17 protein-coding genes and 1 riboswitch are annotated in these 21,043 nt (G+C 64.1%); of the genes, 6 read left to right on the plus strand and 11 right to left on the minus strand.

What is annotated here, in order from left to right:
• Window positions 1-86: 86 nt before the first annotated feature.
• A complete protein-coding gene (locus U5A52_RS09035; protein ID WP_321908483.1) occupies window positions 87-455 on the minus strand; it encodes an NUDIX hydrolase in 369 nt (122 codons plus the stop codon).
• A gap of 234 nt (window positions 456-689) precedes the next feature.
• Between U5A52_RS09035 and U5A52_RS09040 the strand changes: the two genes are divergently transcribed.
• A complete protein-coding gene (locus tag U5A52_RS09040) occupies window positions 690-1,601 on the plus strand; it encodes a CHAD domain-containing protein (RefSeq protein WP_321934548.1) in 912 nt (303 codons plus the stop codon).
• 16 nt (window positions 1,602-1,617) lie between these two features.
• Here U5A52_RS09040 and U5A52_RS09045 read toward each other — a convergent pair whose 3' ends face one another.
• From U5A52_RS09045 to U5A52_RS09055, 3 genes are all read right to left on the minus strand, one after another.
• Window positions 1,618-2,010, minus strand: a complete 393-nt coding sequence (locus U5A52_RS09045) for a hypothetical protein (protein ID WP_321934549.1) — start codon at window positions 2,008-2,010, stop codon at window positions 1,618-1,620.
• A gap of 158 nt (window positions 2,011-2,168) precedes the next feature.
• The gene (locus U5A52_RS09050; protein WP_415764288.1) at window positions 2,169-3,653 is read right to left on the minus strand and encodes a YncE family protein; all 1,485 of its coding nucleotides are present in this window, start codon (window positions 3,651-3,653) and stop codon (window positions 2,169-2,171) included.
• A gap of 47 nt (window positions 3,654-3,700) precedes the next feature.
• Window positions 3,701-4,096 carry a DUF305 domain-containing protein gene (locus tag U5A52_RS09055; protein ID WP_321934551.1) on the minus strand — a complete coding sequence of 132 codons (396 nt, stop codon included), beginning with the start codon at window positions 4,094-4,096 and terminating at the stop codon, window positions 3,701-3,703.
• A gap of 317 nt (window positions 4,097-4,413) precedes the next feature.
• On the opposite strand from U5A52_RS09055, the gene U5A52_RS09060 reads away from it, so the two are divergent.
• From U5A52_RS09060 to U5A52_RS09070, 3 genes are all read left to right on the plus strand, one after another.
• Window positions 4,414-5,997, plus strand: a complete 1,584-nt coding sequence (locus tag U5A52_RS09060) for an MFS transporter (protein WP_321934552.1) — start codon at window positions 4,414-4,416, stop codon at window positions 5,995-5,997.
• A gap of 155 nt (window positions 5,998-6,152) precedes the next feature.
• A complete protein-coding gene (locus U5A52_RS09065) occupies window positions 6,153-8,114 on the plus strand; it encodes an acid phosphatase (protein ID WP_321934553.1) in 1,962 nt (653 codons plus the stop codon).
• Window positions 8,115-8,374: 260 nt separating this feature from the next.
• Window positions 8,375-8,557, plus strand: a riboswitch (cobalamin riboswitch).
• Window positions 8,558-8,657: 100 nt separating this feature from the next.
• A complete protein-coding gene (locus U5A52_RS09070; protein ID WP_321934554.1) occupies window positions 8,658-10,589 on the plus strand; it encodes a TonB-dependent receptor domain-containing protein in 1,932 nt (643 codons plus the stop codon).
• On the opposite strand, the gene U5A52_RS09075 is transcribed toward U5A52_RS09070, so the two are convergent.
• The 4 genes from U5A52_RS09075 to U5A52_RS09090 all read right to left on the minus strand — a co-directional run bounded on the left by U5A52_RS09075 (window position 10,577) and on the right by U5A52_RS09090 (window position 15,742).
• A complete protein-coding gene (locus tag U5A52_RS09075) occupies window positions 10,577-11,905 on the minus strand; it encodes a hypothetical protein (protein ID WP_321934555.1) in 1,329 nt (442 codons plus the stop codon). The genes U5A52_RS09070 and U5A52_RS09075 overlap by 13 nt on opposite strands.
• Window positions 11,902-13,608, minus strand: coding sequence for a hypothetical protein (locus U5A52_RS09080; RefSeq protein ID WP_321934556.1), 1,707 nt, complete (start codon window positions 13,606-13,608; stop codon window positions 11,902-11,904). Before U5A52_RS09080 ends, U5A52_RS09075 begins: the two co-directional genes overlap by 4 nt.
• Before the next feature lie 245 nt (window positions 13,609-13,853).
• A complete protein-coding gene (locus tag U5A52_RS09085) occupies window positions 13,854-14,486 on the minus strand; it encodes a PQQ-binding-like beta-propeller repeat protein (RefSeq protein WP_321908466.1) in 633 nt (210 codons plus the stop codon).
• 35 nt (window positions 14,487-14,521) lie between these two features.
• Window positions 14,522-15,742, minus strand: coding sequence for a helix-turn-helix domain-containing protein (locus U5A52_RS09090; protein ID WP_321934801.1), 1,221 nt, complete (start codon window positions 15,740-15,742; stop codon window positions 14,522-14,524).
• Window positions 15,743-15,891: 149 nt separating this feature from the next.
• On the opposite strand from U5A52_RS09090, the gene U5A52_RS09095 reads away from it, so the two are divergent.
• A complete protein-coding gene (locus U5A52_RS09095) occupies window positions 15,892-16,656 on the plus strand; it encodes a DUF899 domain-containing protein (RefSeq protein WP_321934557.1) in 765 nt (254 codons plus the stop codon).
• An 8-nt stretch (window positions 16,657-16,664) separates the two neighbouring features.
• Window positions 16,665-17,477 carry a DUF2182 domain-containing protein gene (locus tag U5A52_RS09100; RefSeq protein WP_321934558.1) on the plus strand — a complete coding sequence of 271 codons (813 nt, stop codon included), beginning with the start codon at window positions 16,665-16,667 and terminating at the stop codon, window positions 17,475-17,477.
• Window positions 17,478-17,711: 234 nt separating this feature from the next.
• On the opposite strand, the gene U5A52_RS09105 is transcribed toward U5A52_RS09100, so the two are convergent.
• The 3 genes from U5A52_RS09105 to U5A52_RS09115 form a co-directional block, all read right to left on the minus strand.
• Window positions 17,712-18,095, minus strand: coding sequence for a BON domain-containing protein (locus tag U5A52_RS09105; protein WP_321908458.1), 384 nt, complete (start codon window positions 18,093-18,095; stop codon window positions 17,712-17,714).
• Between the two features lie 33 nt (window positions 18,096-18,128).
• Window positions 18,129-19,280: a porin gene (locus U5A52_RS09110; RefSeq protein ID WP_321908457.1), complete on the minus strand. Its 1,152-nt coding sequence runs from the start codon at window positions 19,278-19,280 to the stop codon at window positions 18,129-18,131.
• 94 nt (window positions 19,281-19,374) lie between these two features.
• The gene (locus tag U5A52_RS09115; protein WP_321934559.1) at window positions 19,375-21,006 is read right to left on the minus strand and encodes a 3-(methylthio)propionyl-CoA ligase; all 1,632 of its coding nucleotides are present in this window, start codon (window positions 21,004-21,006) and stop codon (window positions 19,375-19,377) included.
• Window positions 21,007-21,043 lie beyond the last annotated feature (37 nt).

Here is a 21,043-nt window from a genome sequence, read left to right on the forward strand (position 1 = left end):
AGGGGCGCGGGCCGCGCCGATGGAAGACAGATGCACTGGAATTGAGCGCTGTGAGCGCTCAATTCCTCGCGGCGAAAGCTGTGGCGTTACTTCCTGCGCCGCTGGTTGACGAGCCGCAGAATATCGCTCGTTGGCCCACTCGTTGCGAGGCGCGGGATGTCGTCGAGATGGACCCAGCGGCATCTGGCGATCTCGCTGCTCGGCCGCGCCTTGGCCTGCCTGGGAATTTCGCAGGAGAACACGTGATGGTGTTTCTGCTTGCCGCGAATGTCGAACAGATACCTGGCTGCCTTACCGGAGAGCCGGGTCTCCTCCCTGAGTTCTCGTAGCGCGGTTTCCATCAAATGTTCGCCGCGCTTCAATATGCCGCCCGGTAGTGCCCACTTCGACTGACTGCGTGCTACCAGGAGAATTCGCTTACCTCTGCGACAAATCACGGTGGCCCGTTTCTTCAACTCGAACTCCCACTTCGTTCCTGGGGGGCGCCTCACGAAACATCAGCATTGCATCGGCTGACTTAGCTAAGCATCGTAATACAGAAAGTCAGAAGTTCAACCTGCTGAAAGCACGATGGCCGTCACCTTGCCAGATTTTAATTATTTCATCAAACCGTCATAAAGATCCGTTTCCCGACAGCCCTTGTGGTATGGTTTTGGCCACACATATTTTTTGTCAGACTCGAGGCTGCAATGGATATGGACAGTGACTGGCCGTTACCACGGCCGCGCACTCTCTTCAGAATCGATCGGCGGCGCTCCGCTGCATCACTCACCAGCAAGACCTCTATCGCCAGCACCTTTTCGTCATTGGCCATGCCAGTGGTCAACGAGGCGGTGCAACGAGCGAAAGCCCTGGCGACAGAAGCCGACCCCGAAGCATTTCATCAGCTTCGGGTCGCGTTCAGAAAACTTCGTGCCTTGTATTGGGCATACTCCCCGTGGCTTGGCGAGGAAGCCACCGCGCAAGCGAGCGACGAATTCAAGCGGCTCGCTGCGGTGGCAGGCGGAACGCGCGACTGGGACATCGCAGGCGAGCTCCTGAGAACCGCGCAGAAGTCGGACGCCTCCATCGAGCTGCTCGTGAGCGCCGCGCGTGAAAAGCGCTCACAGGCGGTGGCGCATAGCCAGGCGATGATCAACAGCGACGCTGTCGAGGCATTCCTGAACGACGCCCTGCTTCGCGCGCAAACCACGCTGCAGTCGTGTTGCAGTGATCTTCCGATACGCGCGTTCGCAAAAAGGCGAGTCCGGATGGCGCAGCGCACGCTTCGAAAGCGCAGCCGGCGCGCCGTGCAAAGCGAGGCTGGCCACGAGGAAAGTCTCCATGACGTGCGCAAGGCCGGTAAAAAGCTGCGCTATCTGCTCGAATTTTTTCAGCCGGTAATCAAGGGCGAGCACCAACGCACCCTTAAGGAACTGACGTCCGTGCAAAAGATGTTGGGCGAATTCAACGACATTGCCGCAAGCGAGACCTTGATCCGCAACACGACATTCGACGAGGTTCCAGCCGACGTCGTCGAGAAATCATTGCAATGGCTGGAAAGGATCAAGTGCCAACGAATCGAAGTGGCGGCGCAAAGCGTAAAGGCCATATCCGGCTGAGCCAGTGCAACCGCCATTACTGGCAGGTCACGACGCTCACAGGCAAGTTCTCGCTCGCCGTGCCGAGTCTCTCGCGCGATGCCGTGGTGATCGAACCGCCCGGCGGCAGGCATGCCGATTGCCCCATGCCGCCACCTTCCATTTGCGGCGCGCCGTTATTGAACGACTGCCACGTGATGACGACCGACGCGCCGCAATTGTTGATCAGGTCGGTGTAGTCGAGTCCCAGCTTGGCGTTTTTCCCGCGATATTCCCGGTCGATGCAGTCTGTCGAAAGCTCGCTCGGCTCGAAGCGCGGCGAAGCCGGCGGCGCCGCGCGGTCGCCGGCGGCACTCGCTGCGCCGTGCGCGAGAAACATCAGGAGAAGGACGGCAAGTTGGCTGTGCGCCAGTTTGCGGGAAGCTGTCATTTCTTCACCTCGTTTTTTTGGGTGTCGATCACCGTCAGTTAGCTTCCCGCAGAACCAGGCGTCAAGGGCCAGGAGGCGCCTTACGTGGGCAAACAGACAGTGTTCGTCACCTTTTTAGTAAGGAATTCGAAATGACTGGCGCGATACCCGCGTAACACTCACAAGGCCTGCACCTGCACTGCGGGTCCGGGAGCGCCGCCCACATTGGGCGCAATCACGAGGTATCGGCGGTGATCGGCAACGCCCGCTGTGCCCGGCGTACCGGGCGTGACGACTTGCCGAATCTGGCCCAGCGTGTTGACGATGGCCGAGCCGGCCGGATTGGTCTTGAAGCTCGCGAGCACGTCAATGCTGCCACTGCCGTCGGCGTGGTCGGAGAGACCGAGGAAATACGGCTGCCCTGCCTGCAGCCCGGTGACCGCCGCCTGCAGCACCTGCAGCAAGCCCTGATCGAACAACGCCACCGAAGTGGGCGCACCGCCCTGTCCGGCGGGCGCGCCACCCACCGGAATCAGCGACACGTGCGTCGCCTCGCCCGCCGCGCCAAGCGGCTGCGTGTTGGCCGTGCCATCGCCTTGCGGCACGGCGTCGGGCACATACGCCACGGCTTGTGGCGCCTGGCCGACCGGCACCGTGGCGATGACCTTGTTGGTCAGCGTGTCGATTGCCGTCATCGCATCGCCGTTTTCGAGGCCCACGTAGACACGCGTGCCATCGCCGGACGGCCAGATGCCATGCGGCAGGCTGCCAACGGCGATGGTCGCCACCTGCGAAAAGTCGTCGGTACGGAACACCTTGATCTGGTTCAGGCCGCCCACCGTGACGTACGCAAACATGCCGTGAGCGTTCTGCACGATGTTCACATGATTGGTGATCGGTCCCGTGTCGAGCGTTTTCAGCAGCGCAAACGGCGGGCGCGCGTCGAACACCTGGGTCTTGCCCACATCCTTGAGCGTGAACCAGACCTGCCTGCCATCCGGTGTAGCCGCGATGTTCGGGCAGAACGGGCTCGCCTGCGTGACCTTCGCCACGATCTGGTGATCGGCGACCGAAACGACATCGGTCTCCGGGTTGAACGACGAACAGATATACCCGTACTTTCCGTCCGGCGAGAAGATCTGCATGCCCGGCCCGGCTGGCACGACGATGCGGGTCTTCTCTTCGAAGGTCTTGCCATCGAGCACATCGACGTAATTCTCGCCGCGCACGGTCACCCACACCTCATTGCCGTCTGGCGTGAAAAAGGCCTCGTGCGGCGAACGGCCCACATAGGTCACGTGCCTGACCGAATTGGTTTGCGTATCGATGAACGTCACCGAATTCGAGCCGATGGAAACAATGGCGAGTGTGCGGTGATCGGGAGAAAAGCCCATACCGTGCACGAGCAACTGACCGTGATACAGCGGGCTGAAGTTGGCCGGAGTCGGCTCCCCGAGCCGAATGACGCCGATCAGACGATTGGCGGCGGGATCGATGACCGATACGGTGTTCGAAAACTGATCAGACGAATAGACGCGGTCCCGATGACTGACTGGAATATCGGCAGCTGCGAGCGATCCGGGGACCTGCCCCGCTTCGGCGAGCGTTGATGCAACAAGCGATGCGGCAATCATGGCCGCGCCAAGAACGAAGTTGCACTTCATGGTGATGTATTTCATGGCGTTGTCTCCTGCGTCGTGACGCGCGTGGGTCAGTGGGACATCGGAGCGGGCACAGCGATCGAGTCATGCACCGCGAAGCGCATGGCGACGATCTCCTGCTGTTGCTCAACCACGATCTCCTGAGCGATCCTGCGCAACTGTTCGTTGTGTCCGTGCCGCAGTTCCGCCATGGCCATGTCGATCGCGCCCTGGTGGTGTGGAATCATCGTTGCGACGAAATCGCGGTCGATATCGCCTGTGGGCTTCGCCGCCATCCCGGCCATCATCTTCGTCATGGCCGCGTCGTTCTCTGATAAAAACAGGCCTTCTTCGCGGTTGCGGGAAGGTCCCGCGTCACTCGAGGGCGCGGCGCATAGACCGGCCAGGGAAAGCACGGCCGCACCGCACACCGTTGCTCGTAAAACGAGTCGAATTGCAGCGTTCATGACGTCCCCTCCGTATCGATCGAATCGCATTCGACGTGAAGGCAAACAGCGCACTAGCCGATTTACTCCATGCGGACCAAATTTGCACTGCAGATTGTCGCGCCGCGAAACGTTGTCAAACGCCTTGCGGCTTCCAGGCCCTGGCCGGCCGAGTGGAATAACCGCCGCCAAACGCGTGTTCGTACCGTCAAGTTCGCGTAGGCGGGCGTACCATCAATGCACATCGAATGAAGGTCGCACGCGCAGGCCCGACTCACTCGCTTTTTGCCGGGCACCGTGCAGCAGATTGGCCGCTTCAGAGCGGCGAGGAGCATTCCATGGCCGCAGGCATCGGGCTTCAAGATCAAGGACGGCAACTGCTGCCGTTTCGCGAGTCGGTGTTGGCGATGCTCGGCGTCGCGTCGGTGTCGATGCTGATCGCGCTCGACCAGACCATTGTCGGCACCGCGTTGCCGCGCATCGTTGCGGAACTCAAGGGCTTCGAACTCTATGCATGGGTCGCGACGGCCTACATGCTTGCCTCCGTCATCACCATTCCGATCTTTGGACGTCTGGGCGATCTGTTTGGCCGCAAGCCCTTCATGCTCGCCGCCATTCTCCTTTTCACCGTCGCGTCGGTGCTCTGCGGCATGGCGACCAACATGCTGTTTCTCGTGCTCGCGCGCGGCCTGCAAGGTATTGGCGGCGGCATCATGATGGGGACAGTTTTTGCGACCGTCGCCGACCTGTTCCCCGATGCGAGGCTACGCCTGCGCTGGCTGGTATTCGTCACCTCCGCGTTTGGCATTGCGAACATGGTCGGACCCACGCTCGGGGGCATGCTGACCCAGCACGGAAGCTGGCGGCTCGTGTTCTTCGTCAACGTGCCGGTGGGTCTGCTGGCGCTGTTCTTCGTGCACGCTTTCCTGCCGCATCTGCACCATGCGCGCGAAGGCGCGAGGCTGCGCCTCGACTGGCTCGGCGCTTGCGTCGTCGCTGTCACATTCGGCGCGCTGCAGCTCGTGATCGAGCTCTGGCCGAAACAAGGATGGACGACGACGACGATCGTGCTGGCGGTGATCGTGCTGGTCTTTTCGCTAACGCTTTTCTTCTGGGAAAAGCGCATGGGCTACCCGATCATCCCCGTGGACATGCTGCTCGATCGCAAGCTCGGTCCGCTCTTTGCGATGTCGGTGCTTGGCGGGTTCGCGTTGTTCTCGCTCGTTTTCTACGTGCCGCTGCTGTTCCAGGGCGGCTACGCGATGTCGCCGCGCGCCTCGGGCATGCTGATCACGCCGCTCCTGCTCGGCACAACGGTGGGCAGTTTCGTGAACAACCGCGTGGTCACGCGTATCCGGCGCGCCAACGCGATCCTCTACATCGGCTTCGCACTGTCCGCCTTCGCGAGCCTCGCGGTGGTCGTACTGCGAGGCAACGAGCCGCATCTCGTGTGGATGGCGTGCATGGGCGCGAGCGGCCTCGGCCTGGGCCTCGTGGGTACGAGCCTCACGGTCTGCTCGCAGCAAATCGTGTCGCGCGACCATCTCGGCGCCGCCACGGCGATGCTGCAATCGCTGCGCACGTTCGGCGGCATGCTGGGCACGGCGATGACCGGCGCACTGCTCGGGCACCTCTACACCATGGGCGTGAATCGCTCGCTGGACTCGTACCAGGCAACGCAGTGGTTCAAGTCGTTTGCGAGTCCCGAACTGCTCGTGGACCGCGCCGACCAGGCCGCGCTGATCAGTCGCCTCGTGAGCGCCGGGCACGCCGGCGACGCGATGATGAGCTCGGCGCGCAGCGCGCTCGTGGATTCGATCCACATGGGCCTCGTTGTTGCCGCCATCGCCGCGCTCGCCGGCCTGTGTCTCGCGTGGTTCGTGCCGCCGGTACAGGTGGGGTATCTCGAGGCGCGGCCGTAAATGAACCCCGAACATTATTTCACCCGCATTTCATTTCAATTACCGCTTAACATAGGCGTAATAATTTGGTAATTAGGGAGTAATCGAGGGTAAGCATAATTCGCCGCCGTCAGCCATCACCACACAGCATCAACCACGACGACGGAGCCCTCAGCATGTCCGCATCACACCACCGAATTGCGCTGCCACTCTACCTGGCAGTGCTTACCAGCATTGCAGCACTAACCGCCTGCGGCGGCGGCAATAGCGACCCCGCCAGCACCGCCGCCATCCCCGCGCCGCCCGCCGACCCCGGCTTCGTGGACAACGCACCGATTCCCGACGTGCCCGCCTTCGTCGACAACATCGCGACCAACCAGCGCGGCGACGCGCGCTACGCCACGCTCGCGACCAACGCGGGCGTGCGCGTGGTGGCGCGCTTTCTCGATCTGTGGCAGCCGCTCACGCTGCTCGTGGACGCAGGCGTTTCCGCGCCTGCCAACGGCACGTTCCCCGCAGTCGTGCAGTCCACATGGACGGGCGTGCCCACCGACGGCACGCCCAACGGCACGATTCTCAACAGCACCGTGTTGAACGCGAACATCCAGTACGTTGTGAGCGCAACGACACAGCGCACCCAGGCGCAAGCGGACGCCGCCTACTACGACGACCGCCGCGGCAAGGGCTACAGCGTGACCGACGGCATGGGCCCGCTCACCGCCGCCTGGCGCGCGGCCGCGCAGCAAACCACGAGCATCACGTCGATTCCCGCTGACGCAACCACCACGCTCTACAACGACTCGGGCAACAACACGGGCGTGGGCAGCACGAGCAACGCGACGTTCGGCAAGGTGGTGGACCTGCTCAACACCATGGGCAACAACGCCTCGACCGAACCCGCCAAGCGCTTCTACAAATACGCGCGGCCATTCCGCTGGAGCACGAGCGTCGTGGTCGACCCCACGCTCGTGCCGGCGATCAGCACGACGCCTTCGACCGACGGCGGCTTCATCAGCGGCCACGAAGCCGAAGCCATGCGCGACGCGATGACGATGGCCTACCTCGTGCCCGAGCGTTACCAGGAAATGGCGAGCCGCGGCCTCGAACTCGGCGAGAACCGCATTCTTGCGGGCATGCATTCGCCGCTCGACGTGATCGGCGGACGCATGTTCGCGCTGGCCGCCACGGCCGCGAATCTCTACGACCCCGCGAACGCCACGCTCAAGAACGCGGCCTACGCGCAAGCGCACAGCGCGCTCGAACAGGCAACCGGCACGAGCACCACGACCTTCCCGACCTTCGCGCATTCGGGCACGAGCGCGACTGACCGCTTCGCCGACTATGCGACCAACAAGACGGAATTCGCGCGCCGCATGACGTTCGGCTTCAGCCAGATCGAATCGACCGAAGCGCCGCCTGTCGTACCCAAAGGCGCCGAGGTGCTGCTCGAAACGCGCTTCCCGTATCTGAGCGCCAACCAGCGCCGTGTCGTGCTGAAGACGACCGAAGTCGTCTCGGGCTATCCGGTCATGGACGATTCCGAAGGCTGGGGCCGTCTGAACATGTTTAGTGCTGCCGATGGTTATGGCGCATTCAGCGGCAACGTGATCGTCGCAATGGACGCAAGCCAGGGCGGCTTCAACGCCGCCGACACCTGGCGCAACGACATTGCCGGCTCGGGCAAGCTCACGCTGCAGGGCAGCGGCACGCTCACGCTCGCGGGCAACAACAGTTACACGGGCGGCTCGCAGGTGAGCGGCGGCGTGCTCGCGGCCGCGTCGGCCACGGCCTTCGGCAACGGCGATGTGTACGTGGGCTCCGGCGGCAGCGTGACCGTCGCGGCGGCCGCGCCGTTGACGGTAGCGGGCAAGTACACGCAGCTCGACAGCACGACGCTCGAACTCGACATCGACGGCAACGGCGGCGGACGCCTGCGCGTGGGCGGCCAGCTCACGGTGGCGGGCGGCACGCTGCACGTGAAGTTCGTGAACGGCTATGCGCCGAAGGCAGGCGACACGATCGACCTGATCGACGGCAGCGGCGCGTCGGTCAAGTTCGCGACCGTCACTGTGGATGGCTTCAAGGCCACGCCCGTTTATTCTTCGACCGGCGTGGCGGTGAAGCTCTCGGCTTCGTGATGTAGCCACACCGGAAAGCGGCCCCGAATCACAATGGTTCGGGGCCGTGTTTCATGCGCCGAACACCGGAGCTTGCGATTTCGCGAGGCTCGCAAGCGCCTCTCTCGCCCCTCCGTCAACGGCACGAGATCGCATGCCGTGAGACACCCGCATAACAGCGCACGTCCATCGGTCAACGCGTGGCGCCGGGGGGGCAGACCAAACCGGGTGTTTTCGCCACACCGCACCCGGCAAAGGTTGACGCGCGCAATGCGCGGCCATTACCCTTGCGCGCTGATGGTTCCCGGCGACGGGATCAAAAGGGAACGCAGTGCAAGACTGCGGCTGCCCCCGCAACTGTCAGCGGCGAGTCCATGCCAAAGCGGGCCACTGGGAAACCGGGAAGGCCGGCAACGGACGTCGACCCGCGAGCCAGGAGACCTGCCATCAGCCGAGTCCAGCAGCCGCAACGGGCGGGGATCCCCAATGCGCAAGCACCGCCCATGCGGCGGCTGCCCGTTGCAAGGACAGCCCTGAACAAGCGCTGTTTCCAGCCACCGCATCATGAAGTTTCGCCAGTTCGTTTTGACTTCCGCCGCGCTCGCCTGTGCGTGGCAAACCGCGCATGCCGCCGACGCATCGCCCGCCCAGGCGCAGCAGCAAACCACCGACGACACCACGCTGCCCAATATCCTCGTCGTGGGCGACACGCAGCACCTGCCGCAATCGTTCGACCAGCGCTACGCAACCACCCAGGTGCTCACGCGCGCCGACCTCGACCGCGTCTCGCCCGTCGACCCCAGCATTGCGCAGGCGCTCGCCACGCTGCCCGGCGTCACCGTCTCGCAGACCGGGGGGCCTGGGTCGTACACGGGCGTGAGCATCCGCGGGTCGTCGGCGGACCAGGTGGCCGTGTTCATCGACGGCATACGCGTGGGCTCCGTCACCACCGGCACTGCCGAATGGGGCGATCTTGCGACCGACTCGTTCGACCGCGTGGAGGTGATCTCGGGTCCCGCGGCCGCCTCGTTCGGCGCGGACGCCGTGGGCGGCGTCGTGCAGCTCTTCACGCGCCATGCGTCGAACCAGCCGAACCAGACCACCGTGTCGTTCGGCGGCGGCTCGAACAAGACCTTCGACACGCAGGTGCGCACCTCGGGCACGATCGGCTCGGCAGGGCCGCTTGCCGCGTTGAGCGGACTCACGTATTCGCTGGGTCTGCACGACTACAACACGGCCGGCATCGACGCGACGCAGCCCTGGGCCTACGGCCACGAAGCCGGCCGCAACCCTTACCACGCGCAGAACCTGGACGCGCGCCTTGGCTATGCGCACGACAACTGGTCGATCTCGACCTTCGCGCTTTACCACCGCTCCGATCTCTCCTACGACAACGCGGGTGGCAACGACCGCCAGCGCGACAACCAGCTCACGACCGGCCTCGCGTTCCACCTCGACATCACGCCGACCACGCAGTTCGACCAGTCGGTGGGGTACGCCACCGACCGTCAGTTCCTCTATTCGAACGACCCGACGATCCCGACCGACGAGATCGATTCGACGCGCTTTGCCACCTCCACGTCGCTCACGCATCAGGAAAGGGGCCACACGCTCTTCGGCATGCCGCTCGACGGCGAGACCAAGCTCGCCTACGACTACACGCGCGAACTGGCGTTTCTGCCTGTGGATGTGCCGGGCGGCCTGCCCGCGCGCAACGATTCCGCCGTGTCGATGCATCAGTCCACAACGCTCGGGCCCGTCACGCTGTTCCTCGCTGGGCGGCACGAGATCGTGCAGGGGGAGTCGGTCAATACGGGCAACGTCGCGCTCTCGTGGGCGATCACACCGGTCTACACGGCGCGCGTTTCGTATGGCAATGCGTTCCGTCTGCCCACGTTCAACGACCTGTACTATCCAGGCTACTCGAACCCCAACCTGCTGCCCGAGCGCAGCGACTCGGTCGAGGCGGCGCTCGATGCGACCACTTCGATCGGCACGTTCACGGCCGCGGTGTACGACACGCGCGTGCACGACCTCATCACGTACAACTCGCAGACCTTCCTGCCTGTGAACGTGGGGCGCGCGCACATTCAGGGTCTCGACCTCTCGTACAAGGGCACGCTCTGCAAGTCCACGCCGGTGAGCCTCACGGTGGGGATTCTGAATCCGCAGGACGTGACCGACCAGACCTGGCTCAATCGCCGCCCGCGCCAGACGGTGAGCCTGAGCGTGGATCACACGTGGGACGAGTTCCAGCTCCACGCGCTCAGCACCGGCGTTTCGCTGCTGTACAACGGCTCGACATTCGACGACCAGCTCAACACGATCTACCTGCCTTCGTGGACGACGGTGAGCCTGCGCGCGTCGTACAAGGTCAATGCGCATCTCGCGCTTTCGGCCACGCTTGCGAACGTGTTCAACCGGCAATATGTGACCGCGTACGGGTACAACACGCTCGGGCGCACGGCGTTTGGGAAGGTCACTTATACGTTTTGAGGATCGGAGCCAGCGGCTGGACGGCGGTTGTCCGCCTGGCATCGGCTCCAGATATTCCTGAAGACCGCTTCGTGGTAATTGGCGTCCTTGCTCAACAGGTTGGTCGCCTTGCTCAGCCCGCCACCTGCCGTCAGGTGTTCGATGTACAGCAAGCGCCGGATCTCACGCATATAGCTCGCAGGCAGCGGCATTTCGCCCTGCCGGCGGCCCTGGCGGCTCCGGTCTTCGTTCGCCATCGGCGTTTCGACCGTATAAAGCCCACGCTCGTGATTGATGAAGCACGCAGGCATGAGCGGATCTTCCATCACGCACACGCATTGGCGTTCGAGCACTGGCGCAGGAACCAGATTCTGCAGCCACTCCAGCGCGTGCTGCCATATCTTCCACGCGCTCTCTTTTGTCGGCGTAGCGTTGTGTTGCGCATGGACGAAGCGCAGGCATTCGACAACGATGTCCTCCTTTACGCAATACAGAATCTGGAACCCGGCCCGCAAATAAAGCACCAGTTGCAGAAGCTCATAGCATCGGCCCAGGATATGCGCCCCGTTGGGCGTGCACCCCTCGCGAGGCTCACCGCGCAGCAATTCGGGAAACAATAGAAGCGGCAACCCGGAAAACACGATCAGCGCGGGATTGCGCGCCGACTGCACTACGCCCCCCGCCCCCGCGGCAACCGCGGCCGCGGCCGCGGGGGCGGGGGGCGTTTGCGCGGCGCCCGTTTGCGGCACGGCGCGAGCGGCACTGCTTTCCTCGCGCTTCATTCGTTCGTTGTGCTTGCGAGCGTCGCGTACGATATCGCCAATCGCCTTGCCAATACAGGCCCCATTCGGCAAACCGCCGCCCTCTTCGTCGGCCCAGCGACGTACCCGCTCCCATGGAATGCTGAACGGAATCCCCACGAAATGCAGGCCGAGCCAGCTCGTCGTCAGCAAGTCGACGCGGATCTGCTCCGACTCGCCTATCGAAGTGTCCGGCGATTTTCCGCACCACGTCAGGAGCGCGCTCTTGCTGTCGGGCTCATGCGGCGAGGCCATCAGCAATTCAACCGACTGCAGGAACACTTCGGCCAGCGTCTGAAGCGGCAGGTCGGACGGCTGCGCCGCCTCGCGCTTTGCTGCGCTCTCTTCACGGTCTTCCCCGGCCAGTTCGCGCGCCACGCGCTGCGCGACCAGTTCCGGGTCGTGCAACGTCCACTTGCCGTCGGGCTGGCGGGTCACCAGCTTCGCGTAGACGCGCTCGGCAAGGTCGTCGATGTGCCTTGCCATCACTGAAAGCTGCGAAACCAGTACCGGTTCGGGCCTTGCGGCGTCGTTCATTGCAGCTCCCGGTAAATGAGGCTGGCGGTAAGCGTGCCCTTGTCGTCGGCGAGACCGACAAGAAACTTCTCGATCAGCCCGCGAAACACGGTCTTCGCATCCGTTTCGCTCCACTTCTCGGCAAAGCCGTCCTGGAACTGCAGCCAGTCGCCGAAACCGATATCGAGCAGGATCTGGTCGACGATGCCAGGCAGCAAGGGAAGATCCATCTGGTACAAGCGCCTGATCATCAAGACCTGGGAGAACACAGCGCAAATATAGTCGCGCGCACTGGCCGCGCGCGAAGCCGAGCGCATGATGTCCTCCACGGCCCAGCTCACGAGATTCATCCCCGTGCGCTCGCCCTCGCGCGTGATGTCGAGCGTGAGATCGCGAAGATAGACCTGACCCGGCGGCTTTCCGAGCAATTGATAAACGGTGCCGTCGACAACATGCATCCAGTTCGACGAATCGCCAACCCTCACGTCGTAATTCGCACGCACCCCGTGTTCCGCCTGAAGGTCGCGCGCCGCCTGCTCCAGCACCACCGTATGCCACACGAGTCCGATAAAACGGAGAAAGTCCGTTGCACGGTCCCTATCCGGCTCGCTGGCGTCGCTCCACGGCTTCACGAGCCTGAGCGGCATGTCGGTGATGATCAGCACCCTGTCGCGGCGCCCCCGCATCAACGCGGAGTACAAGGTTTCGCGGGGCGGGTTCTTGTCGAAGTAGAGCGGCCACTTCTGCTTGCGCGGGGCATCCAGCCATTCCCCGTCGATATCGAGCAAGCGGTAGACGGCATAGATTCCCGCCCCGTAGCCCTTCGGCGTCGTTGCACGGCGCGGGTCCACCGGAACACCATAGGCCTTGTAGAGCTGCCTCTGACTATAAGGTGTACCCAGTGAATTTCTGATGCTGCCAACCTGCCGGTTCAGTTCCGCGATGACGTCGCCGACTTCCGTCGCGCGTCGCTTCAGATCGGTCTGCAACGCACCTAGACCACTCGTATGTTTCTTGATCTCCTCGGCCTGCTGGCTCATTTCCCACAGTATCGAGCGCGCCGTCGCGTGCTGCTGTTGCAGCGCCACGAAATGCTCGGCCGCAACGTAGATGGCGAGGACCGCCATCAGGAAAACGGCCGCATCGTCGTGACTGCGGCGGATCATTGCAGCAAAGAAGATCAGTGTCGGCACGGCAAAACGAACGTGGGGATTGCCTGCCCAGCGGTGCAATCTCGAGGTCCAGGCCGTTGCAGCCTCGCCATGTCCCTCTTTTTTGCCAGCGCTCTCGAGCCCGTGCATCAGAAAGGCGAGGAACGTGAGCGCCAATACGAATACCCCCTGGAAGCTCGTTTCCTCCTGTTCGTCAGTCAGCAGATCGCTCATCACCTTCCTGAAGGTGTCAAGCGGCCGCTCGGACTGGCTGGCGGACGCGGCCTTGGGTGGATGGAGCGAGGATGGCGCAGTCTGGCCTGGCGCGCCCGCGTGCACTCCCGCAGACGCCGCAACGTGTGGCGCTGCGTTGAAGGACGGCCAGAAGAACAGGTAAAGGACGGCAGCGATAACGCACGCGCAATAAAGCACCCACGTCAAAAAGCGTCGCCAGCCTAAGCCGTTGGCATTTTCCTCGCCAACGCGGTCGATACCATTGCGCAACGGCTGGTCGTTCCCGGTTTGAATGACAGCACCGTTGCCGGGCGTATTGTTTCCACCTTCCTCGGCCATGGCGCTTCCCCAAGGGCTGCTCCGGATATCGCGACGCAATCCGCCGAATGAGCATAGGCGACAGCACGGTGACATTCAAGGCAGCGCGTCGGGGACCGCGCTGCACCCATCGATATGGATCGCTAACTATTGATGACGAACACCTGCTCTGCACACCTCCATCGGGATGACAAAAAGCGGCGCCGGCACGTGCGCTGGCGCACAGACAGTGGCGATGCCTTCACATAACAAATCGCCGCCGGTCGCTATCTCGGCCGCCGCACCGCGCGAATCTTCCCGCTGTTCCCGCCGCCGCAGAAGAACTGCTCGCCGCCATCGGACTCCAGTCCCGAAACGGCGGTTCCGGGCGGCATGTCGAGTTGTTCCAGCACTTCGCCCGTGCCCGGATCGATGTGCCGCAAGTCGCTCTCGTCGCCTTCCCAGGTGCCGTGCCACAACTCGCCGTCCACCCACGTCACGCCCGTGACGAAGCGGCTCGATTCGAGCGTGCGCAGAATCGCGCCCGTCTGCGGATCGATTTGATGGATCTTGCGCTCGCGATACACCCCGACCCAGAGCGTGCCGTCCGCCCACGCAAGCCCCGAGTCGCCGCCGCCGCCGGGCGCGGGAATCGTGGCGAGCACGCGGCCCGTTTCGGGGTCGATCTTGTGGATGCGGTCTTCGGAAATCTGGAACAGGTGCCGCCCGTCGAACGCCGTGCCCGCGTGCGCCGCGATGTCGATCGAGCGCTGCGTCTGGCCGCTCTCGGGGTCGAGCGACGCAATGCGCTCGCCCACGGCGAACCAGACCTGCTTACCGTCGTAGGTGACCCCGCCCACCTTGTCGATGCCGGGAAAAGGGCCGTACTCGCGGACGATTTCGGCAGTCGTTCGTTTCATGACTTCCTCCTTCAATGAAAGGGCAGGCGTTCATCCTAATCGCCCGGCAGCGGCGCGGGGAGTAACAAGGTCGTCGCGAATCCGGGAACAGGCGGCGTGGTCCAGCGGCGCGCGCGGCCGTAGCCGAACGACTGCACCTTGTCCGCCGCGGCGAGCGAATCGAGCGCGCGTTGCACGGTGCGCTGGCTCGCGCCGAGCGCGAGCGCCAGCGCCGAACTCGACCACGATTCGCCGTCGGCAAGAAATGCGAGTACCGCTGCGTGCTTTTCTTCCACAGGCCGCGCCAGCACCACCACTTCGCTCGCAGTGCGCGGCGCCAGCGCGAAGCCTTGCTGCGTCGAGCCGATCTCGGCCACGTCGCGCAACAGCGTGCGCAAGCGGCCAATTTCCACGCGCAGCCGCGCTCGATGCGTTTCGTCGGCGTGTTTCGTGCGAAAGGCGCGGGCGATCAGCACGTCGCGCGGCACATCGGCAGGCCACGCCTCCGCGAGCGCGCGCGCGAGCACGAACAGCACGGGCCGCCTCGCGAGTTCGACGACCGTCGCGCCCTCGCGCGCAACGTAGCGGCACGCATCCACGACGAGCGCCTTCGAGGCGAGCAGCGCCTCGACGTCTTCCAGCAGCAGCACCCGCTCTTCGCCACGCGCGATGAGGCGCGCGGCCGGCGAGGTCAACAGCCGCGCGGCGCTCTCAATCTCGGCGCTCAGCGCCGCGATGCCCGCTGCGCGCGCCGCGCGCGCGGCCTCTGCAAGCGAGCGCCGCGCGACCTGCGTTTGAATGCGCCGCATGGCAATGCCCGCGGCGATCAACTCGTGCGCCGCGCGCAAGGCGGGCGGCAGTGGCGCGGGATCGGTTTGTGCGAGCATGCCGCCGGCCTCGTCGAGCCGGCCAATGAGCAGCAAACGGCGAATTTCCAGGTAGCGCGCGTGCGCGGCATTGAGACGGTCGCCATGGGTTTCGAGCGTTTGCCGCGCCGCAGCGAGCGTGTCGGTGGGCCAGCCGAGATCGCGCGAGGCAAGCGCAATCTCGGCCTCGGCGACCACGCAGCGCGCCTGCGCCACGGCCTCGCGCGCGCCGAAGCCGCGCGCCGCGCTGCGCAACAGCGTTTTCGCACGCGCGAAGTCGCCGAGCTGCGCCATGGCGATGCCGCGCAACGCGAGCGCGGGCGCATCGTCGCGCAAGGCGACCCGGTTCAGCGCGCCGAGCGGATCACCGGCTGCGAGCGCGCGCGCCGCAGCCGTTATCAGCGAATCCATCGTCATGCGAATCCCGCCACACTTGTCACTCCCCCGGCTCCTCGGTCCGCGCCTAATCTAACACGGCGATCAAGCGAATCATCGATCGAACGACGCGGCGGCGCGCACAGCGCGCCGTCACCCCAGTGAATCCATAGGAGCACCAGGCAATGTCAACCCATACCACAGGAACACGCGAAGACTGGCTTGCGGCGCGTATCGAACTGCTCGCGGCAGAAAAGGAACACACACGGCGCGGCGACGCACTGGCGCAGCAGCGCCAGGCACTGCCGTGGGTGCGTGTCGACAAGACCTATCGATTCGAAACCGAAGATGGCGGCGCGACACTCGCCGAGCTCTTCAAGGGCCGCTCGCAACTGCTCGTTTATCACTTCATGTTCGGGCCGGATTACGCGGCGGGCTGTCCGTCGTGCTCGTCGATTGCCGATGGCTTCGACGGCATCGCCGTGCATCTCGCGAATCACGACGTTCGGCTCATGGCCGTGTCGCGCGCGCCGCTGCCCAAGCTGCTGGCCTACCGCCAGCGCATGGGGTGGCATTTTCCGTGGGCCTCGTCGAGCGGCAACGACTTCAACTTCGATTTCAACGTGTCGTTCACCACGGCGCAGCAGCGCGCGGGCGACATCGAATACAACTATGCGCGCAGCGGCCACGCGATGGACATGAATCCGCCGCCCGCGCCCGTCGCCGAATTCGCGGCGAGCTGCGGCACCGACGCGGCAACCTACACGCGCGACCGCCCGGGCCTCAGCGCATTCGTGCTGGAAGACGGCGTGGTCTATCACACGTACTCGACCTATGCGCGCGGCCTGGATGGCGTATGGGGCATGTACCAGTGGCTCGACCGCGCGCCGAAGGGTCGCAACGAGACCGGCATCTGGTGGCACCGGCATGACGAGTACACGCAAAGCTGAGGCGCATCATGGATAACGTCGGCATGACGGTACGGCGGCACGGCGGTCCGGCTCCGCGTGCGATTTTCTTTGGCGTTTCGTCGCTGGTCTTTGCGGCGAGCACCGCGGTGACGTTCGTCTGGTGTGCGTCGATGGAGGCGATGGGCGGCACGCCCATGCCCGGCGGCTGGACGATGTCCGCGCTCTGGGCACCCATGTGCGGGCGCACATGGTTCGACGCCGCCGTATCGTTTGCCGGCATGTGGAATGTCATGATGGTCGCGATGATGTTGCCTGCGCTCACGCCGGCTTTGTGGCGGTATTTCGAGGCGATGGGCGATGAACGCACGGCGCGTGCGGGCGGGATGACGGCGATGGCTGGCGTGGGGTACTTCTTCGTGTGGCTCGCGGTCGGCGTGCTCGTATTCGCGGCGGGTGCGCAACTCACAGCGCTAGCCGTCGCGGCGCCTGCGCTGGCGCATACCGCGCCGGCCGCGGCGGGGGTTGTCGTCGTGCTGGCGGGCGCGCTGCAGTTCTCAGCGTGGAAAGCGCGCTGGCTAGCGTGCTGCGGGTACTCGCCGTCGTGCGGGCACGCGCGGCTCGATGTGCGGGCGGCGCTGCGTCACGGCTTGAGGCTCGGTCGGCACTGCCTGTGCTGCTGCGGGAATCTGATGGCGGTGCTTCTCGCAGCGGGTGTGATGGATCGGCCCGCGATGGCGCTGGTCGCTGCGGCGATTGCCGCGGAGCGATGGCTGCCGGGCGGCGCAAGAGTCGCGCGGGGGATTGGGGCGGCCGCGATTGCGGTGGGCGTGGCAATGGTCGCTCGGGCGGTGGCTGCATAAAAAAATCGCCGTTCCGCACGCGCGAAACGGCGATAAAACGCTCCGACTCTAACGTCGAACTCACGCCTCCAGACTCATGCCTGCACACGAGCCTGATCGACGCTCCGGATTGTTATTAGCAGTCCGGAGAAACAGCGAGAGGCCGACTGGATTCAACCTCTACGCTGCCGGGCGAAGCCCGGTGCAACCGGGGGGACTCCCGGCCGCACCGTACTGCGCGCCTCGTGTGGCGGCTTACATGCCGCCGAAAGACTTCTTGACCGTCAGCTTGTTGGTGACCGACGTCACACCGGGAACACCCTTGGTGATTTCCTCGACCCTGGCAATCTGTGCCGTGTCCGAAACGGTCCCATTCAGCGTAATCGCACCGCCCTTCGCGCCCACGCTGATGTTGCCCGCGTTGATCGACTTGTCCTTGCCGATGGCCGCATACACCTTGCGGCGCATGGCGCGATTCGCCTGCCGGTCGGACGGAACCGCCGCGGGAGCCGCGGTCGCGGACGCCGCCTGCGATTCGGCGGGCGCGCTGGCAGCGCCTTGGGGTTGTGCCCACGCACTCATGGAAGCCACCGCGACGAGCGTCGCGACCGCCAACCCGGCTACCGTGGTTTTTTTCATAAATTGCTCCATCTTTTCTAGGGTGTATGAGGATCAGAACGCGTGACGAATACCGACCATCGCCGCCGTCGTCGACTGGCCCGGCGCGACTGGCGCACCGTAGACGATCGTCTGGTTCATGGTCCCCTTGTTGCTGACATAGCCGACCTGGGCATACGCCTTGGTCGCCTTCGAGAGGTTGTATTCGGCGCCTACGGCGACTTCGCTCGAATGATTCGCCGAGTTATTGCGGTCCTTCAAATAGTAGTACCCCGAAGTGACCTTGAAGACCGGGCTGAACTGGTAACCGAGGCCGGCCGAGATCATTTCGAAGTTATAGGTCGCCTTGGTGAACAGGCTGGACGAGTTCGACGAGCTGAACGAGCCGGATATCGAGAATCCGCTGATCGTGTACATCGCGCCGACGTAGTAGAAGTTGTTGTTGTTGCGCCCCGTGGCCGGTGCGGCCGGCGTCGTGGGGAAGTTGCCCGCGTACGGATTGGTGTCGTGGCCGCTGTAGTAGACCCCAGCCAGGTTCAGGCCGTAGTTCGAGTACTTCAGCACGGCCGATTCGCGCGTGCCGCCCTGGAACTGCCCCGGCACGCCGCCCGGCGCGTACTCCAGCTCGAGCGAAGCGCCATAGAACTTCGGCGATCTGTAGACGATCGCATTGCTGTCATAGAGCGCGCCGATCGGCGCGTTCGTGCTCGTGCCGGGCCACCCGGCCGCCTGATTGAGGCCCAGCCACGCGGTGAGAATACTGCCGAAGTACTGTGCGCCGCGAACGTCGGTGTCCGCCATCGCGTAGATCATCGGGATGATCTGGCGGCCCGCGTCGATCGAACCGAACCAGCCCGACCCGCCAATGGTCGCGTACTGATTGAAGACCGCGGTCACGCCCGGCGTATCGGACAGGCCCGTCTTGCCGTTGTTCGACGTGAACGAGCCTTGCAGCTTGAAGTTGATCTTGTAGCCGCCGCCAATGTCCTCGGTGCCCTTCATGCCCCAGACGCTCGAAAAGATCCCGCCGTCCTTGAGCTGCCAGGTGCTCCCCAGATTCTTGGCGGTCCCCGAAAAGTTTGCGGCCGAAGTGCTTTGATACAGCAGGCCGCTGTCAACCACGCCATAAAGCGTGACCGATGATTGCGCATGCGCTGCGCTGGCGAACAAGGCCAACGCTGCGAGGCTACCGAACTTCAATTTCATTGCCGATCTCCGTGTGTGGCTGCCGGGTGGTCCCCGCGCCTTTTGTAGTTGCCTTAAAGGGTATTACCTGAATGAATCGTTGTGACCAGAGGGCTTAACACGCTTGCAAGTAGTGCCCGCCGTATTGATCGCGCAGCTGGTTCTTGAGCACCTTGCCCGTCGCGCCAATTGGCACGGCGTCGACGAACAGCACGGCGTCGGGCTTCCACCACTTCGCCACGCGGCCGTCGAAGAACATGAGCAGGTCGTCCGCTTCGAGCGCGCTGCCCGGCTTCCTCACGATCAGCAAGAGCGGCCGCTCGTCCCACTTCGGGTGGCGTGCTGCAATGCAAACCGCTGTGGCGACTTCGGGGTGCAGGCTCGCGACGTTTTCAATGTCGGCGGAACTGATCCACTCGCCGCCCGACTTGATGACGTCCTTGCTGCGATCCACGATCTGCATGAAACCGTCGGCATCGATCTTCGCCACGTCGCCGGTCGGGAACCAGCCGTCCTGCTGCGGCGAGGCGTAGTCGCCGCCAAAGTATTCGCTTGCGACCCAGTGTCCGCGCACCTGCAAGTCGCCGGCGGCATGGCCGTCCCACGGCAGTTCCTCGCCGGCAGCGTCGACGATCTTCATGTCGATGCCGAACACCGAGCGCCCCTGCTTCGCCTGAAGCGCGTAGCGCTCATCTTCGTCCAGCGCGCTCTGATGCGCCTTGAAACTGCAAACCGTGCCAACCGGGCTCAGTTCCGTCATGCCCCATGCATGAATCACGTCGACGTGATGGCGCTTCTGGAACGCCTGGGTCATCGCGGTCGGGCACGGCGCGCCGCCGATGATCGTGCGGCGCATGGACGAGAACGAACCGTCCACCGACTCGACATGGGCAAGCAGGCCTTGCCAGACCGTCGGCACACCGGCCGAAAGCGTGACCTGCTCTTCTTCGATCAGTTGATACAGCGACTTGCCATCGAGCGCCGGGCCCGGAAACACGAGTTTCGCGCCCGTCATGCAGGCAATGTACGGCAGTCCCCATGCATTGACATGGAACATCGGCACCACCGGCAGGATCGTGTCGCGCGCCGAGCAGTTCAGCGCGTCGGGCAGCGCCGCCGCGTAGGTATGCAGCAGCGTCGAGCGGTGACTGTAGAGCACGCCCTTCGGATTGCCGGTCGTGCCCGACGTATAGCAAAGCGACGACGCGCTGTTTTCGTCGAGCAGCGGCCATTCGAAATCGGCCGTGTGAGTGTCGATCAGGTCCTCGTAGCAGAGGAGTCTCGAGCCAAGACTATGGCTGCGCGGCATATGCGCACGATCGGTCATGGCGACAAAGAACATCGGGCTCGTTACGCGCGCCGCGACGCTCTCGATGAGCGGCAGGAACGTGAGATCGAAGAAGATGATGCGATCCTGCGCATGTTCGATGATGTAGACGAGCTGATCGGCATGCAGGCGCGGATTCAGCGTGTGAAGCACCGCCCCCGAACCCGAAACCGCGAAGTACAGCTCCATGTGCCGGTAGCCGTTCCAGGCCAGCGTCCCCACGCGCTCGCCCGGCGCGATGACGAGGCTCGACAGCGCATTCGCCATGCGGCGCGCGCGCTGCGCGAGATCCTGGTAGCGGTAGCGGTGAATGTCGCCTTCCACGCGGCGCGAGACGATTTCGCGCGCGCCGTGATGGCGTTCTGCATGGTTGAGCAGCGAAGCGACCAGGAGCGGTTGCTCCATCATCAGGCCTTTCATGGTTGGCTATCCTAAGTAACTTTTGTTCGTGTGCGAG

It is taken from the genome of Paraburkholderia sp. J8-2 (assembly GCF_905220195.1).
Classification (GTDB): domain Bacteria; phylum Pseudomonadota; class Gammaproteobacteria; order Burkholderiales; family Burkholderiaceae; genus Paraburkholderia.